11 protein-coding genes and 3 pseudogenes are annotated in these 16066 nt (G+C 73.0%); 4 read left to right on the top strand and 10 right to left on the bottom strand.

The window, feature by feature from the left end:
• Window positions 1-3: 3 nt before the first annotated feature.
• Window positions 4-408, top strand: a complete 405-nt coding sequence (locus ACQEVS_RS09180) for a signal peptidase I (RefSeq protein ID WP_433017740.1) — start codon at window positions 4-6, stop codon at window positions 406-408.
• Window positions 409-464: 56 nt separating this feature from the next.
• On the opposite strand, the gene ACQEVS_RS09175 is transcribed toward ACQEVS_RS09180, so the two are convergent.
• From ACQEVS_RS09175 to ACQEVS_RS09155, 5 genes are all read right to left on the bottom strand, one after another.
• Complete coding sequence (locus tag ACQEVS_RS09175) at window positions 465-1109, bottom strand: TetR/AcrR family transcriptional regulator (protein WP_433017737.1); 645 nt, start codon at window positions 1107-1109, stop codon at window positions 465-467.
• Between the two features lie 401 nt (window positions 1110-1510).
• Window positions 1511-2191: a DUF4166 domain-containing protein gene (locus tag ACQEVS_RS09170; protein ID WP_433017734.1), complete on the bottom strand. Its 681-nt coding sequence runs from the start codon at window positions 2189-2191 to the stop codon at window positions 1511-1513.
• On the bottom strand, window positions 2188-2949 hold the full coding sequence (locus ACQEVS_RS09165; protein WP_433017731.1) for a hypothetical protein: 762 nt from the start codon (window positions 2947-2949) through the stop codon (window positions 2188-2190). Before ACQEVS_RS09165 ends, ACQEVS_RS09170 begins: the two co-directional genes overlap by 4 nt.
• An 86-nt stretch (window positions 2950-3035) precedes the next feature.
• Window positions 3036-3500 (bottom strand): nitroreductase/quinone reductase family protein, encoded by a 465-nt coding sequence (locus ACQEVS_RS09160; RefSeq protein WP_433017728.1) that lies wholly within the window; start codon window positions 3498-3500, stop codon window positions 3036-3038.
• A complete protein-coding gene (locus tag ACQEVS_RS09155; protein WP_433017725.1) occupies window positions 3497-4438 on the bottom strand; it encodes an aldo/keto reductase in 942 nt (313 codons plus the stop codon). Before ACQEVS_RS09155 ends, ACQEVS_RS09160 begins: the two co-directional genes overlap by 4 nt.
• 73 nt (window positions 4439-4511) lie before the next feature.
• On the opposite strand from ACQEVS_RS09155, the gene ACQEVS_RS09150 reads away from it, so the two are divergent.
• Entirely contained in the window at window positions 4512-4865 is a 354-nt protein-coding gene (locus ACQEVS_RS09150) for a MerR family transcriptional regulator (protein ID WP_433017721.1), read from the top strand.
• Here the strand turns inward: ACQEVS_RS09150 and ACQEVS_RS09145 are convergent.
• Window positions 4843-5700, bottom strand: coding sequence for an AraC family transcriptional regulator (locus ACQEVS_RS09145; RefSeq protein WP_433017718.1), 858 nt, complete (start codon window positions 5698-5700; stop codon window positions 4843-4845). The genes ACQEVS_RS09150 and ACQEVS_RS09145 overlap by 23 nt on opposite strands.
• 243 nt (window positions 5701-5943) lie before the next feature.
• On the opposite strand from ACQEVS_RS09145, the pseudogene glnA reads away from it, so the two are divergent.
• Window positions 5944-7304 (top strand): annotated as a pseudogene (gene glnA / locus ACQEVS_RS09140) (type I glutamate--ammonia ligase).
• Between the two features lie 618 nt (window positions 7305-7922).
• Here the strand turns inward: glnA and ACQEVS_RS09135 are convergent.
• Window positions 7923-8762 carry a DUF5753 domain-containing protein gene (locus tag ACQEVS_RS09135; protein ID WP_433017715.1) on the bottom strand — a complete coding sequence of 280 codons (840 nt, stop codon included), beginning with the start codon at window positions 8760-8762 and terminating at the stop codon, window positions 7923-7925.
• Window positions 8763-8966: 204 nt separating this feature from the next.
• On the opposite strand from ACQEVS_RS09135, the pseudogene ACQEVS_RS09130 reads away from it, so the two are divergent.
• Window positions 8967-12021, top strand: a pseudogene (locus ACQEVS_RS09130) (bifunctional [glutamine synthetase] adenylyltransferase/[glutamine synthetase]-adenylyl-L-tyrosine phosphorylase).
• A 206-nt stretch (window positions 12022-12227) separates the two neighbouring features.
• Here ACQEVS_RS09130 and ACQEVS_RS09125 read toward each other — a convergent pair.
• The 3 genes and pseudogenes from ACQEVS_RS09125 to ACQEVS_RS09115 all read right to left on the bottom strand — a co-directional run bounded on the left by ACQEVS_RS09125 (window position 12228) and on the right by ACQEVS_RS09115 (window position 15914).
• Window positions 12228-13073, bottom strand: coding sequence for a phosphatase PAP2 family protein (locus ACQEVS_RS09125; protein ID WP_433017712.1), 846 nt, complete (start codon window positions 13071-13073; stop codon window positions 12228-12230).
• Window positions 13074-13115: 42 nt separating this feature from the next.
• Window positions 13116-14201: a LacI family DNA-binding transcriptional regulator gene (locus ACQEVS_RS09120; RefSeq protein ID WP_433017710.1), complete on the bottom strand. Its 1086-nt coding sequence runs from the start codon at window positions 14199-14201 to the stop codon at window positions 13116-13118.
• 73 nt (window positions 14202-14274) lie between these two features.
• Window positions 14275-15914 (bottom strand): annotated as a pseudogene (locus tag ACQEVS_RS09115) (glycoside hydrolase family 13 protein).
• Window positions 15915-16066: the final 152 nt, after the last annotated feature.

Raw genomic sequence — 16066 nt, 5'->3', positions numbered from 1 at the left:
ACCATGAACGACACGGTGTACGTGGGCAACGCGGGCAAGGACGCGGCCCTCGACCGGGGCTGGCTGCTCGGTCACTTCAAGGACGCCTCCGACCCCCGCCACAGCGAGGCGGTCGAGATCAAGTGGGGCGTCCACCCGCCCGGCGACGAACGCGCCCGCTGGGTCACCGGCGAGGCCCGTACCGCCCTGCTGGTGCTCATCAGCGGACGCTTCCGGGTGGAACTCCCGGGGCGCAGCGTGCTGTTGAGCGAGCAGGGGGACTACGTGGTGTGGGGTGAAGGCGTCGACCACTCGTGGCGCGCCGAGGAGGAGTCGGTGGTGCTGACGGTGCGGTGGCCGTCCGTGCCGGGGTACCGGGTGGAGGACGGGGGAGCGGACGCGGGGGAAGGAGGGGCGGGGGAGGGCTGAGGGGCGGGTGAGGGCCGGGGGCGCCCGGCGCCGGTTCAGGGCGGGGGCGCCCGGCGTCACGTCCGTCCCCTGCCGCTCCTGCCGCCCCCGTCGCCCCTGCCGGCCGCGCCGCGCCGCAAGCGGGCGCGGACCGCCCGTTGGGTGACCGGGCCCAGGCCCTCCAGTACGGACACCAGTCCGGAGAGCTGGTCCAGCGCGTCCAGCGCGCGCAGGGCGCCGTCCGCGTCCACCCCCTCGTACAGCTCCAGGCCGACGAAGGCCGACGCGACCGCGCGCGCCAGCCCGGGGGAGTCGACGAAGCCGGCGAGGGGCGTGTCCGCCAGGACCCTGACCAGTACCCGTTCGATCTCGTCGATCCAGAGGGTGAGGCCCGCGGCGGTGGCCGGGGCGAGCCGCGGCTGGTTCTGTGCCCCGGCCAGCAGCTGGGCGAGTACGGCGACGTTCCCCTCGGCGCGCTCGGCCGCGTGCAGTTCGCGGCCCAGCTCCAGGAGTTCGGAGAGGCTGCGGACCCGGTCCAGCCGCTCCCGGTAGCGGGCGACCCGCTGCTCGGCGCCGTTCCGGCAGGCGGCGGAGAGCAGTTCGTCGACGCTGCCGAAGTGGTAGAAGACCAGGGCCTGGTTCACCCCCGCCGTGGCGGCGATGCTCCGCGCGGAGACCTTGGCGATGCCCTGCTCGGCGAGGGTGCGCAGGGCGGCGTCCATCAGCCTGGCACGGGTGTCCGATCCTGCGGCCTTCCCCCGGCCGCGGCTGGTTCCGGTTCCCGTGCTCGTGCCCCGGCTGTGGCTGGTTGCCGTTTCCGTTCCCGTGCTCGTGCCCCGGCTGTGGCTGGTTGCCGTTTCCGTTCCCGTGCTCGTGCCCCGGCTGTGGCTGGTTGCCGTTTCCGTTCCCGTGCTCGTACCCCGGCCGCGGCTGGCCCCCGTTCCCGCGCTCGGACCCCTGTCGTCGTCCGCTCGCGCGCCTGCGTCTGTCCTCATACCTCGGCCCTCGCCCGTTCCCGCACCTGCGCCCGCGCTCATACCCCTCCCGTCGCTCACTCCCGTCCCCGCGCCCCCGCCCGTACCTCCGCCTGAACTCCCGCCCGTACCCCCGCTCGTCCTCGCCCTCATACCCGCGCCTCCTCGCGCACCGGCCGCAGCCCCCGCCTGACGCCGTGCTTCCGCACGTCCGTGAACTCCGCGGTGAACGAACCGGTGTAGCCGAAGAGGGGGCCGAACCGCCGGTTGGTGACGGCCACCCGGATGCGGAAGCACCCCGCCGCGTCGTCGTACGACTCGCGCACCACCGCGTCGCCCGCGACGAGGTCCGGGACGCGGACGTTCACCGGGCCCTCGCGGAAGCGGTGTTCGCCGGACCGGATGACCAGCGACCCGTCGGCGTCCGCCGAGAAGTGCAGGTCGGTGGCGAGGTGCTGGTGGGTGCCGAGGTAGTCGACGACGCGGCCGCGCTCGGGGCTCCAGATCATCGTGGCGTCGAACCGCCGGTCGCCGTCGGGGAAGGCGAAGGTCCGCACGAACGTGACGGTCTCGCGTCCGTACGAGTCCCGGTACGGGACGTTCTCGATGGTGAACGGTACGTCGCGCCCGGCGCGCGGGACGAGGATGTTGCGGGTGGCTCCCAGCGCGAGGAACGGCCGGACGAAGCCCCGGCCGTGCCGGACGCGGTCCATCGTGCCGCGCCCGACGCAGGCCGTCCCGCTGTCGAGGCCCACGGAGAAGCGCCGCCGGATCTGCGGGTGGAGCCGGTTGAAGTCGGCGCCGAGGGCGCGCTGGAAGATCGAGGTCATGACGGCTCCGGGACGGTCGTGGCGGTGGCGGTGGCGGTGGCGGTGCCGGTAGCGGCAGCAGCAGCGGCCGGCAGGGTGGCGAGCAGGGCGGGCGGTGCCGTCCCGGCGCGCCCGGCGGGCGGGCGGCGCAGGCAGCGGCGGGCCGCCGGGGTGACCGGTGAGGGCGGCAGCAGCACCGCGAGCGCCGCGGCGAACGGGCCGGCCGCCGGGACGGTCTTCGCGATCGCGACGACGGCCAGCAGGCGGGCGGCGGACTCGCCGAGCGCGTACCGCAGCGACCGCTCCGGCGGGATGCCGCGCTCGCACCACAGCCGCAGCCGGTCGAAGGACCAGGCCGTGGCCCAGCCCATCAGCGGCCTGAGGACGAGACGGTCGGCCGGACGTCCCCAACGGCCCCACCGCGGACGGTAGTCGTACCCCGTCAGGAAGCGGACGCCGTCGTCCGTCGGGACGTAGCGCCAGTAGCCGCGGCCCTCCTCGATGAGCGAGAGCGGATGCCCCGAGGAGAACCGGAGCGCGGAGGTCCGGGTGCCGTCGGGGCGGTGCCGCTCCCCGGCGGCGACCCCCACGCCGGCGACGGTGAGGAACGGCAGCACGCGCGTGGCGTACCGGAAGCGCTGCGGCTCGCCGGGCGCGCACGGCAGGTAGGTGATGTCGGTGAACCGCAGGTCCCAGCGGCGGTGCTGCGCGGGTCGCTGCGTGCGGTCCCACAGGTCGTCGGCATCGGCGCGGATCAGCGCCTCGACGTACAGGCCCATCGGGCGTCTCCCCCGGAGTGACGGTTTGAGCGGTTGCTCAAAACGCAGCGTACGGCGTTTTGAGCAACCGCTCAAACCCCGGCGGGCTATCCCCGACGTTCCAGCCGCACCACCGGCACCCTGCGCCCCGCCCGTTCCCGGAAGCCGGCGAACTTCGGCTCGGCCGCGATCTGCCGCCGCCACAGCTCCTCGTACTCCGCCGCGTCCGTCACCTCCGTCGCCCGGGCGGGGAAGGAGTCGCCGCCCAGCTCGACGCGGAGGGCCGCCGGGTGCGCGCGCAGGTTGTGGTACCAGGCGGGGGCGGCCGGCGCGCCGCCGTTGAGGGCGAAGACGTGCGGACGGCCGGCGCCGTCCGGCAGGTACACCAGGGGCGTGGTGCGGAGCTCGCCGCTGCGGGCGCCCCGGGTGGTGAGCAGGAGCAGCGGCGTACCGGCGAACTCGCCGCCCACCACGCCCCCGTTGGCGCGGAATTCCTCGATCACCCGCAGGTTGAAGGGGTTGCTATTGAGATGGAAGGGGCTGCTGTTGAGATGGAAGGGGCTGCCGTTCACGACGCCGGGGTCTCCGAGGCCGTGGCCCGGTCGATGCGCGCGTACTGCTCCGCGCTGAGCCGCAGCTCCAACGCGTCCCAGTTCTCCGCCAGATGCCCGGGGGAGGACGTGCCGGGGATCGGGATCATCGTCGGCGAGCGGTGCAGCAGCCACGCCAGAGCCGTCTGCGCCGGGGTCGCTCCGAGCTCCCGCGCCACGGCCGCCACCACCGTCACGGGGCTGTCCGGCCCCGCGTGCTCGCCCATCGCGATGGGCCAGAAGGGCAGGAACGCGATCCCGTGCCCGGCCGCGTAGTCGACGACCGGGTCGTGCCCGCGCTCGCCGAGGTTGTAAAGGTTCTGGACGGTACGGACGGGGACGATGCCGGACGCCTCCCGCAGCTGCTCGACGGTCACCTCCGACAGCCCGATGTGCCGGACCTTCCCCTCCTCCTGGAGCTGCTTCAGGGCGCCGACCTGGTCGGCCAGCGGATACTCGGGGTCGACGCGGTGGAGCTGGAGCAGGTCGATGCGGTCGGTGCCCAGCCGGCGCAGGCTCAGTTCGGCCTGCTGCCGCAGGTAGGCGGGGTGGCCGTGGGTGATCCACTCGGTGGGGGAGGGCCGGACCACGCCCGCCTTGGTGGCGATCACGACCTCGCCGGCGAACGGACGGAGTGCTTCCGCCACCACCTTCTCGTTCTCGCCCAGCGCGTACGCGTCCGCCGTGTCGAAGAGGCGGACGCCCAGCTCGACCGCCCGCCGGAGCAGGGCGATGGTGTCCGCGCGGTCGGTGGGGGCCGTCCAGATCGGGGCCGTGAAGCCGCGCCGCTGGTCGGGCCGGCCGGCGAGGCGCATGGCGCCGTAGCCCACGCGCGGCACGACGAGACCGTCGGGGCCGTCGCCGATGGTGTGGGTTTGGGGGTGGGTGGTGGCCGTGGCGTGCGCTGTGTTCTGCTGCATGCCGGAGAAGTTAGAAGCTCACACAGGTGTGAGATTCAAGCCGGAACCCGGCACTGTGAGGGGGATCACCATCATGAGGATCGGAGAACTGTCGACGGCCACCGGCGTCAGCGTCCGGCTGCTGCGCTACTACGAGGAGCAGGAACTGCTCACCCCCGTCCGCACGTCCGGCGGCCACCGCTCGTACGGGCCCGAGGCGCCCCTGGCGGTCCGCCGGATCCGGGCACTGCTCGACGCGGGGCTGCCCACGCGCGTCATCCGCGAGGTGCTGCCCTGCGTGGAGGGGGACGGGCTGTTCGTGCACCCCTGCGTGAGCGACCGGCTCCGGGACCAGCTGCGCGGCATGGAGGAGCGCATCGCCGAGCTGGAGGAGAGCCGGGCCGGGCTGGCGGCGATCCTCGCGGTCACGGAGGCCGCTGTCGGCTGAGGACGGCGGCCCCCGCCGCGTACCGGCCCGGCGCCACCCCCACGATCCGCTTGAAGTGCCGTGTCAGATGCGACTGGTCGTAGAACCCGGCCGCCGCCGCCACCGTGCTCGGCGGCACCCCGTCCAGCAGCATCCGGCGCGCCAGGTCGACGCGGCGCGCGGTGAGGTACTGGTGCGGGGCGATGCCGAACGCCCGGCTGAACGTCCGCACCAGGCGCGTCGGATGGGCGTGCAGCCGGACCGCTGCCTCGCGCAGCGTCAGCCCCTCCACGACGCGCGCGTCGAGCAGTTGCCGCAGCCGGTCCGCGAGGACGGCGGCGTCGCGTCCGCCCGGCGCGGGCCGGGTGCCGGGCCCGGGCGCGGACCGCAGGTCCAGGTGGCGCACCAGCCGCTCGGCGACGAACGCCAGCCGGCTCTCCGCCTCCAGCTCTCCACCGGGCTCGGCCAGAGCCGTGTGCAGCTGGTGGACGCGGTGGCGCAGCAGGGGGTCGGCCAGCGTCGGCCGGTCCACCGCGGCGCCGATGTGCTGCTCGCCCAGCACGTCCGCGCCGAGGTACAGCACCCGCTTGCGGAAGCCGCCGGGCGTCGCCGGGGAGCCGCTGTGCGGTATGTGCGGGGGCAGCAGGGTCACCTGGTGGTGGAGTGCTCCGTGCTCGTCGTGTTCGAGGTCGTAGCGGACCATGCCGTCGTCGACGATGAGCAGCGACCAGGTGTCGTGGGTGTGCATGGGGTACGCGTGGTCGAAGAAGCGGGCGTGCAGGACCTCCGCGACGCCCCCGACCCCCGGGCGCCACGCCGTGACCCGTGAACGGCCCGCCCGCCCGGTGCTCGGCACGCGAGGAGCGTACAAGAGGATCACCGGGGGGTGAACGGGTGTACGAGACGGGGTGTGGGACGGGTGCGGGCGGGCCCGCGGGGCCCACCCCCTGCGTCCGCTCCCGACGGCACCCACAATGGAACCGACCGCCGCGGGACGCCCGGGCGCAACGCGTCCGAAATCGTGTGGTGGGATGCTGATGTGCCCCCGGCCTGCCCCGCGGCCGGGAACGGACGGCCTGACCAGCGAGGATTGGTAGCTATGGATAAGCAGCAGGAGTTCGTGCTCCGCACCCTCGAGGAGCGCGACATCCGCTTTGTGCGGCTGTGGTTCACCGATGTGCTCGGCTACCTGAAGTCGGTCGCCGTCGCCCCGGCCGAGCTTGAGCAGGCGTTCGACGAGGGCATCGGATTCGACGGCTCCGCGATCGAGGGATTCGCCCGGGTGTACGAATCCGACATGATCGCCAAGCCGGATCCGGGCACCTTCCAGATCCTCCCCTGGCGCGCCGAGGCCCCGGCACCGCCCGGATGTTCTGCGACATCCTGATGCCGGACGGCTCCCCGTCGTACGCGGACCCCCGCTACGTCCTCAAGCGGATCCTCGCCAAGACCTCCGACCTCGGGTTCACCTTCTACACCCACCCCGAGATCGAGTTCTTCCTGCTCAAGGACAAGCCGGTGGACGGCACCCGCCCGGTGCCCGCCGACTCCTCCGGCTACTTCGACCACACCCCGCAGAACGTGGGCATGGACTTCCGCCGCCAGGCCATCACCATGCTCGAATCCATGGGAATCTCGGTCGAGTTCAGCCACCACGAGGGCGCCCCCGGCCAGCAGGAGATCGACCTGCGCTACGCCGACGCCCTCTCCACGGCCGACAACATCATGACCTTCCGCCTGGTGATGAAGCAGGTCGCCCTGGAGCAGGGCGTGCACGCCACGTTCATGCCGAAGCCGTTCTCCGAGTACCCCGGCTCTGGCATGCACACCCACCTCTCCCTCTTCGAGGGCGACCGCAACGCCTTCCACGAGTCCGGCGCCGAGTACCAGCTCTCCAAGGTCGGCCGCTCCTTCATCGCCGGCCTCCTCCGGCACGCGGCCGAGACCTCCGCCGTCACCAACCAGTGGGTCAACTCGTACAAGCGCATCTGGGGCGGCTCCCAGCGCACCGCGGGCGCCGGCGGCGAGGCCCCCTCCTACATCTGCTGGGGCCACAACAACCGCTCCGCCCTCATCCGCGTCCCCATGTACAAGCCCGGCAAGACCGGCTCCACGCGCGTCGAGGTCCGCTCCATCGACTCCGGCGCCAACCCGTACCTGACGTACGCGGTCCTGCTGGCCGCCGGCCTCAAGGGCATCGAGGAGGGCTACGAACTCCCCGCCGGCGCCGACGACGACGTCTGGGCCCTCTCCGACGCGGAGCGCCGCGCCATGGGCATCGAGCCCCTCCCGCAGAACCTCGGCGAGGCCATCGAGCTCATGGAGCGGAGCGAGCTGGTCGCGGAGACGCTGGGCGAGCACGTCTTCGACTTCTTCCTGCGCAACAAGAAGCAGGAGTGGGAGGAGTACCGGTCGGAGGTCACGGCGTTCGAGCTGCGGAAGATGCTGCCGGTGCTTTAGCCCGGCGGGGCGGGCGGGTCTCCTGCCTCAAGGGGTATGGCGGGGCCCGCGGTTGTCGGCTGCGGGCCCCGCGCTTTGGCGTTGTCCCCGCGTGCGTGGGGACCACCTCCTGTACCGGGCCACCGAGCCCGACCTGGGCGGACCACCCCTGCGTGCGCAAGGACCACGCAATAGGATCGGCCCGGAGTCGTTTGCCCTGCGGACCACCCCTGCGTACGCGGGGACCACTGAGGGTGGGCGTAGATACCCACCCCTTACCCGGGACCACCCCCGCGTGGGCGGGGACCACTCGGACCACGGCTTGAGGACGCGAATAACCGGCGGACCACCCCCGCGTGCGTGGGGACCATCGCGCCGCATGCGGCGCGGTGAGCGAGTAGGGAGGACCACCCCCGCGTGCGTGGGGGACCATACTTCGTGACCTGCAGCGTTTTCGTGAGTCGACGGCATTTTCCTTCACCTCCTCAGCGCCGATCTACCCACCCCGGGCAGCCGTGGAGTCGCCCATCGGAAGCGAATCCCGTGAACGAGGCGTGCGTCAAGGGGGTGACGGCTGATGTCCTGTGGCTGCTTCCCTCCACTCCAGAGCGAGGTCGGCTCCGCCGGTGGATCCGAGGGTCATGTCTCTCCCAGTACCTGTTCGACAAAGGCCAGGGACTCTTTGGGACCGAGCGCCTGCGCTCGGGCGGCTCGGTAACGCAGGTCCAGGACTTGGAGCTCCTTCGCGTCGGTGACCACGCGGCTGAAGAGTTGCACCCCGTACAGTCCCACCATCGTGCCGTTCGTGAGCTTCAGCAGTCTGAACGGCCCGTCGAGACCACAGTTCTCCTCGCTGCGCAGGGGCAGGACTTGGAGCTCTACGTTTGGCCCTTGGCCGATCTCCAGCAGGTGTTGGAGCTGCTGCCGCATGGCTGCTCTGCCCCCGACGATGCGGCGCAGCGTAGCCTCGCACAGCACGAAGCTGAAGAAGGGCTGTCGCGCCGAAGCCGTGATGGTCTTCTGGCGGGCCATCCGCGCGGCCACGCGCCGTTCGATCTCGTCCTGGCCGAACGGCGGGCGGCGGTTGGTGTACACCGCCCGTGCGTAAGCCTCCGTCTGGAGGAGCCCGTCGATGACGGAGTTGTTATACGCCCACAGCTCGACGGCGTCCCGCTCCAGCTTCGCGATGTCCCGGACCTTTTTCAGGTAGCGAGCCTCGGTCAGGTCCTCCCGCAGGGCGGCGAGCTTTCCGCCCGCCCCCAGCAACTCGTCCGCCTTCTCCAGGAAGCGCGGCTGGGGGACGCGCTCGCCCCGCTCCACCTTGTAGATCAGTTCCCTGCCGTAACCGAGGGCCGCCGCCAGCCCGGCCGCGTCCATCCCCGCCGCTTCCCGCCACAGCTTCAGCTGCCGTCCCACCGCGGCGACCAGCACCACGGACTCGTCGTCGGGGTCGAGCTCCCACCCGTTCTCGTCACTCATTCGCGCCACCTCCACGTACCGGCCACCGGCGTCCCCGCGGTGCTGGTCGGCAGCGTGGCAGGCACGGCGACGGCCCGGGGCGGGAACCGGGGTTTCGGCCCCGATCGGGGAGCGGGTGCCGCGCCTCCCCCGGGCGCCGCTGCCGATACGCTGGAGATCGGGCCTTGACCGGGCATGGTCAGTCGGAGGCGATGGGGCGATGGGATGACAGTGCCGGACGGGCGGCCCGAGAGCCGGCGCGGCAGTACGTACACCCGGCTGGTGCGGAGCGGGTTCGCGGATCCGGCCGCCGCCGAGCGGCTGCTGGACGGCTCCGACGGGCTCGCGGCGCTCCGCGGCGACCCGGTGTTCCTGGACGCGCTCGGGGCGACCGCCGATCCCGATCTCGCGCTGCTCGGACTGGTCCGGCTCGCCGAGTCGCTGGAGGCGAAGCACGGGGCGGCCGAGCGGCAGGCGCTGCTGGACACCGTCGTCACTGCCAAGCCCCTGCGCGACCGGCTGCTCGGGGTGCTCGGCGCGTCCGAGGCGCTCGGGGACCATCTCGCGCGGCACCCCGGCGACTGGCACGCGCTCGTCACGTTCGAGCGGGCCGACCTGCACCCCGGCACCGCCGAGTTCGAACGGGCCCTCGCCGAGGGCGCGGAAGCGGGGCGGGAGGCCGGGCTGACGCCGTCCGACGCGCTGCGCGCCGCCTACCGGCGCTGCCTGCTCACCGTCGCCGCCCGGGACGTCACCGGCACCATCGACGTCGCCGAGACCGCCGCCGAACTCGCCGACCTGGCCACCGTCACCCTGCGCGCGGCCCTCGCCATCGCCTCCGACGAGCACCCCGACGACGCGGCGGCCTGCCGGCTCGCCGTCATCGCCATGGGCAAGTGCGGCGGCCACGAGCTCAACTACGTCTCGGACGTGGACGTCGTCTTCGTCGCCGAACCACGCGGCGACACCCCCGAGGGCACCGCGCTCCGGGCCGCCACCCGGCTCGCCTCCCGCATGATGCGCGTCTGCTCGGACATCACCCCCGAGGGCACCATCTGGCCCGTCGACGCCAACCTCCGCCCCGAGGGCCGCAACGGGCCCCTGGTGCGCACGCTCAGCAGCCACCTCGCGTACTACCAGCGCTGGGCCAAGACCTGGGAGTTCCAAGCCCTGCTCAAGGCCCGGCCGGTGGCCGGCGACCCCGCGCTCGGGCAGGAGTACGCGGACGCCGTCTCACCGCTCGTCTGGCAGGCGGCCGAGCGCGAGAACTTCGTCCCCGACGTGCAGCAGATGCGCCGCCGCGTCGTCGCCTCCATCCCCGCCGACCGGCTCGACCGCGAACTCAAACTCGGGCCCGGCGGCCTGCGGGACGTCGAGTTCGCCGTCCAGCTCCTGCAACTCGTCCACGGTCGCAGCGACGCCACGCTGCGCAGCGGCGGCACCCTCGACGCGCTGGCCGCGCTCGCCGCCGGCGGGTACGTGGGACGGGCCGACGCCGCCGCGCTGGACGCCGCCTACCGCTTCCTGCGCGCCATGGAACACCGCATCCAGCTGCACCGGCTGCGGCGCACCCACCTCGTACCCGAGAGCGAGGCCGAACAGCGGCGGCTGGGACGGTCCTTGGGTTTCCGGACGGAACCCGTCGCCGAACTGGGCAAGGAGTGGCGGCGGCACTCCCGCGAGGTGCGGCGGCTGCACGAGAAGCTGTTCTACCGGCCGCTGCTGGACGCCGTCGCCCAGCTCGAACCCGGCGAGATCCGGCTCAGCCCCAAGGCCGCCGGACAGCGCCTCGGAGCACTGGGGTACGCGGACCCCGCCGCCGCGCTCCGCCATCTGGAGGCGCTTGCCTCGGGAGTGACCCGGAAGGCGGCGATCCAGCGTACGCTGCTGCCCGTGCTGCTGGGCTGGTTCGCGGACTCCTCCGACCCCGACGCGGGACTGCTCAACTTCCACAAGGTATCGGACGCGTTGGGCAAGACCCCCTGGTACCTGCGGCTGCTCCGCGACGAGGGCGCCGCCGCGGAGAACCTCGCCCGCGTCCTGTCCGCCGGACGGCTCGCCCCCGACCTGCTGCTGCGCGCCCCCGAGGCGGTCGCCCTGCTCGGCGCCCCGAGGGGCTGCGCCCGCGCGACCGCGAGGCGCTGGAACAGGAGACGCTGGCGGCCGTCGGCCGGGCCGAGGACGCGGAGAAGGCGATCGTCGCCGTGCGCGGGGTACGGCGGCGGGAACTGTTCCGGACCGCCGCGGCCGACATCGTGGGCGCCTACGGACGACCCGGCGCACCCGCGCCCGAAGCCGGGCCCCGCGACCACGGCGCCCGCTGCGACCTCGTCGGCCGGGCCGTCTCCGACCTCAACGCCGCCGCCCTGGCGGGCGCCCTGCGCGCCGCCGTCCGCGCGGAGTGGGGCGACACCCTGCCCACGCGGTTCGCCGTCATCGGGATGGGACGCTTCGGGGGGCGTGAGCAGGGGTACGGGTCGGACGCCGATGTCCTGCTCGTGCACGAGCCCCGGGACGGGGTCGGCGACGAGGAAGCCGCGAAGGCCGCCTTCGCCGTCGCCAACGAGATGCGGCGGCTGCTGCAACTCCCGACCACCGATCCGCCGTTGCTCATCGACGCGGACCTGCGGCCGGAGGGAAAGTCCGGGCCGCTGGTGCGCAGCCTCGCTTCGTACGCGGCCTATTACCGGCGGTGGTCGCTGATCTGGGAGAGCCAGGCGCTGCTGCGGGCCGAGCCCGTGGCGGGGGACGCGGACCTCGGGCGGCGGTTCGTCGAGTTGATCGATCCGCTGCGGTATCCGGCGGAGGGGCTGTCCGAGGACGCCGTCCGGGAGATCCGGCGGCTCAAGGCCCGGATGGAGACGGAACGGTTGCCCCGGGGGCCGATCGGACCACGCATACCAAGCTGGGGCGTGGGGGGCTTTCCGATGTGGAGTGGACCGTGCAGTTGTTGCAGATGCGGCATGGGCACGGCGAGCCGCGGCTTCGTACGACCCGTACGCGCGAGGCCCTCGCGGCGGCGTGCGCGGCGGGGCTCCTGGACGCGGAGGAGACCCGCATTCTCGACGAGGCTTGGGTGCTCGCGACCTGTGTGCGGAACGCGGTGATGTTGGTGCGGGGGCGGCCGGGGGATACGTTTCCCGGGGATCCGCGGGAGTTGGCGGCGGTGGGGCGGTATCTGGGGTATGAGCCGGGACACGTCGGGGACATGCTCGATGACTACCGGCGGGTTACGCGGCGGGCTCGGGCCGTGGTCGAGGAGCGGTTTTATGGGGGGTAGGGGGGTGTGCCCCGGTCCCTCCCTTTCACCGTTTCTTGCGGGGGCCAGCCCCCGCACCCCCGAAACCGCGCTCCGCGCGGTTGTCCTCAAACGCCGGACGGGCTGAGAGTCAGCCCGTCCGGCGTTTGAGGACGAGCGGCGAAGCCGCGAAAGGGGGTCTGGGGCGCAGCCCCAGGAAACGGTGAAAGGGCGGGTCCGGGGCACCCTCACCGCGAAGCGGAAACCTGCCGCGCCAGCCGGTACGGAAACGCCCGGTACCACGCGTACGACACCCCGAACCCGAACACCAAGCACAGCAGCCCCCCGACCGCGTCCAGCCAGAAGTGGTTCGCCGTCGACACGATGACGGCGAGCGTCGCCACCGGATACAGCGCGCCGAGCACCCGTACCCACACCGACCGCGCCAGCAGCGCGATCGTGACGCCGCACCACACCGACCACCCGATGTGCATGGACGGCATCGCCGCGTACTGGTTGGACACGTCGGCGAGGTTGCCGGAGGCCATGGATCCCCAGGTGTGGTGCTGGAGGACGGTGTCGACGAAGCCGGGGCCGTCGTCCATGAGCCGTGGGGGTGCGAGCGGGTACAGGTAGTAGCCGAGGAGGGCGACGCCGGTGGTGGCGAAGAGGGCCAGGCGGGCGGCGCCGTAGCGGCCGGGGTGCCGGAGGTAGAGCCAGACGAGCACGCCGATGGTGAGGACGAAGTGCAGGGTGGCGTAGTAGTAGTTCATGCCGACGATGAGCCACGTGACCGAGTTCACCGCCTTGTTGACGGTGTGCTCCACGGCGATGTGGAGCGTCTGCTCGGTGGACCAGATCCAGTCGGCGTTGCGCTGGGCGTCGGCGCGCTGTTCCGGAACGGCGTTGCGGACGAGGGAGTACGTCCAGTAGCCGATCGCGATGAGCAGCACCTCGAACCACAGCCGCGGGCGGCGCGGCGTGCGCGGCCCGCGCCGCGACGGTCGCTCCACGGGCGGCCTGTCCCCGCATTCCCCGTTGGGCGGCGGGGAGGCCGTGCGGCCTTCCAGGGTCCTTGCTGTCGCTTCACCCATAGACCCACAGTGTGCCAGAGTCCGCAGGAGCGCAGATCGATCTCAAGTCGGGTTTGGTGCGCTTTCGGCCGGGCGCGCGGACGTCGTACGTGCGCCCGGGGCGCTGCTTCGCGCGGCCGGCGCCGAGCCCGTCGAACCGCGGACGACCAGCTCCGGCAGGAACACGAACTCGCTGTGCGGCGCGGGCGTCCCGCCGATCTCCTCCAACAGGGCTCGCACCGCGGCCTGGCCCATGGGCCGCACGGGCTGCCGGATCGTGGTCAGCGGAGGATCGGTGAAGGCGATCAGCGGGGAGTCGTCGAAGCCGACGACGGAGACGTCGCGGGGGACCTCCAGGCCGGCCCTGCGGACCGCGCGGACCGCGCCCAGGGCCATCATGTCGCTGGCGCACACCACGGCCGTGCAGCCGCGTTCGAGGAGCGCGGTGGCGGCCGCCTGTCCACCCTCCAGGGTGAACAGGGAGTGCTCGATCAACTCCGCCGCGTCGTCCACCGCCAGGCCGAGCTGGTCCTCCATGCCGCGCAGGAAACCCTCGACCTTGCGCTGCACCGGCACGTACCGGTGCGGGCCCAGGGCCAGGCCGATCCTGCGGTGGCCGAGCTCCGCCAAATGGGTGACGGCGAGGCGCATCGCGGCCCGGTCGTCGGGGGACACGAACGGCGCCCTGACCTGCGCGGAGAACCCGTTGATCAGCACGAACGGCACACCCTGGGCGCGCAGCCGCTCGTAGCGCTGCATGTCGGCGGAGGTGTCGGCGTGCAGACCGGAGACGAAGATGATCCCGGCGACCCCGCGCTCCACCAGCATCTCGGTCAGCTCGTCCTCGGTGGAGCCGCCGGGGGTCTGGGTGGCCAGCACGGGCGTGTAGCCCTGACGCGTCAGGGCCTGCCCCATCACCTGGGCGAAGGCCGGGAAGATGGGGTTCTCCAGCTCGGGCGTGATCAGCCCGACCAGGCCGGCGCTGCGCTGCCGCAGCCGCACCGGCCGTTCGTAGCCGAGCACGTCGAGCGCGGCCAGCACGGACTGGCGGGTGGAGGCGGCCACCCCCGGCTTGCCGTTGAGGACGCGGCTGACGGTTGCTTCGCTGACACCCGCCTGGGCTGCGATATCGGCCAGCCGTGCGGTCACGGGAGGTGACTGTACCGGGCGCCTCTCGGACTTCCTATCGGACGTCGTCCCGGACTTCCCGCCGGACGCCATCTCAGACTTCCCACCAGACGCAGGAATCCGCGGGCAGCCGGGCGGCTCCGCCGTGGAATTCCAGGGCGGCGGTGGCGAGTACGGGCCGTCCCGGGACCGTCAGTTCCACCTCTTCGGGGAGGGTGTTGAGGGTGCAGACGAACCCCGGCCGGGAGAACGCCAGCACGCCCTCCGGTGCCGCCAGCCACGTCATCTCCCCGGCGCCCAGCCCCGGCAGGGTCCGCCGCAGGGCGAGCGCGGAGCGGTAGAGCTCCAGCGTCGAGCGGGGGTCGCCGGACTGGGCCTCCACCGACAGCGTCCGCCATTCCGCCGGCTGCGGCAGCCAGCTGGCCGCCGGCCCGGAGCCCGGCCCGAAACCGTACGGCGCCTCCTCGCCCGACCACGGCAGCGGCACCCGGCAGCCGTCGCGGGTGCCGTCCTGCCCGTCCCCCGGAAGAACGCCGGGTCCTGGCGCACCTCGTCCGGCAGGTCCACGACCTCCGGCAGCCCGAGCTCCTCGCCCTGGTAGACGTAGGCGGATCCCGGCAGGGCCAGCATCAGCAGCGCGGCGGCCCGGGCGCGGCGGGTTCCCCGCTCGCCGCCGCCGTAGCGGGTGGGGTGCCGCACCACGTCGTGGTTGGAGAGGACCCAGGTGGTGGGCGCGCCGACGGAGTGGGTGGCGGCGAGTGACGCGTCGATCACCTCACGCATCGGCGCCGCGCCCCACGCGCAGGTCAGGAACTGGAAGTTGAACGCCTGGTGCAGCTCGTCCGGGCGGACGTACAGGGCCAGCCGCTCGGGCGTCGGCGCCCACGCCTCCGCCACACCGATCCGGTTCCCCGGGTACGAGTCCAGCAGCCGGCGCCAGGAACGGTGGATCTCGTGGACGCCGTCCTGGTCGAAGAACGGCAGGACCTGGGCACCGATGAGTTTGGCTTGTTCCTTTCGCCCGATGTCGGGCAGACCCGGGGCCTTGACCATGCCGTGCGCCACGTCGACGCGGAAGCCGTCCACGCCGAGGTCCAGCCAGAAGCGGAGCACGGACTCGAACTCCGCGCGCACCTCGGCGTCGTCCCAGTCGAGGTCCGGCTGCTCGGGGGCGAAGAGGTGGAGGTACCACTCGCCGGGCGTGCCGTCGGGGTTCGTGGTGCGGGTCCAGGCAGGGCCGCCGAACACCGACTCCCAGTCGTTCGGCGGCAGCTCGCCGGCCGTCCCCCGGCCGGGGCGGAAGTGGTAGCGCGCCCGCGCCCGGCTCCCCGGCCCGGCCGCCAGCGCCTCCCGGAACCAGGCGTGCCGGTCCGAGGTGTGGTTGGGCACGATGTCCACGATGACGCGCAGGCCGAGGCGGTGCGCCTCGCGGACGAGGTCGTCCGCGTCCCGCAGGTCCCCGAACAGCGGGTCGACCGCCCGGTAGTCCGCCACGTCGTACCCGCCGTCCGCCTGCGGCGACGCGTAGAACGGCGTCAGCCACACCGCGTCCACGCCCAGCTCCGCCAGGTACGGCAGCCGCTCCCTCGCTCCGCGGAGGTCGCCGATGCCGTCGCCGTCGCTGTCGGCGAAGGAGCGGACGTAGATCTGGTAGATGACGGCTTGGCGCCACCACGCGTCCGTGCCGGACGGGGTGGTGGGTGTGGTGGGGGTGGGCGCGAGGTTGTGGGTCATGGGGGTCCTATCGGGTGAGGGTTGGGGAGGGTGGTGGAGGGGCGCCTGCGGCGGGCTGGTGCCCCGGTCCCTCCCCCAGAGGGGGCACCCCCATTCGCCGATTCCTGGGGGCCAGCCCCCAGACCCCCTCAAACCGCGCTCCGCGCGGTTGT

The organism is Streptomyces sp. CA-181903 (genome assembly GCF_050937075.1).
GTDB lineage: Bacteria > Actinomycetota > Actinomycetes > Streptomycetales > Streptomycetaceae > Streptomyces.
This window is presented reverse-complemented; position numbering and strand designations above follow the sequence as displayed.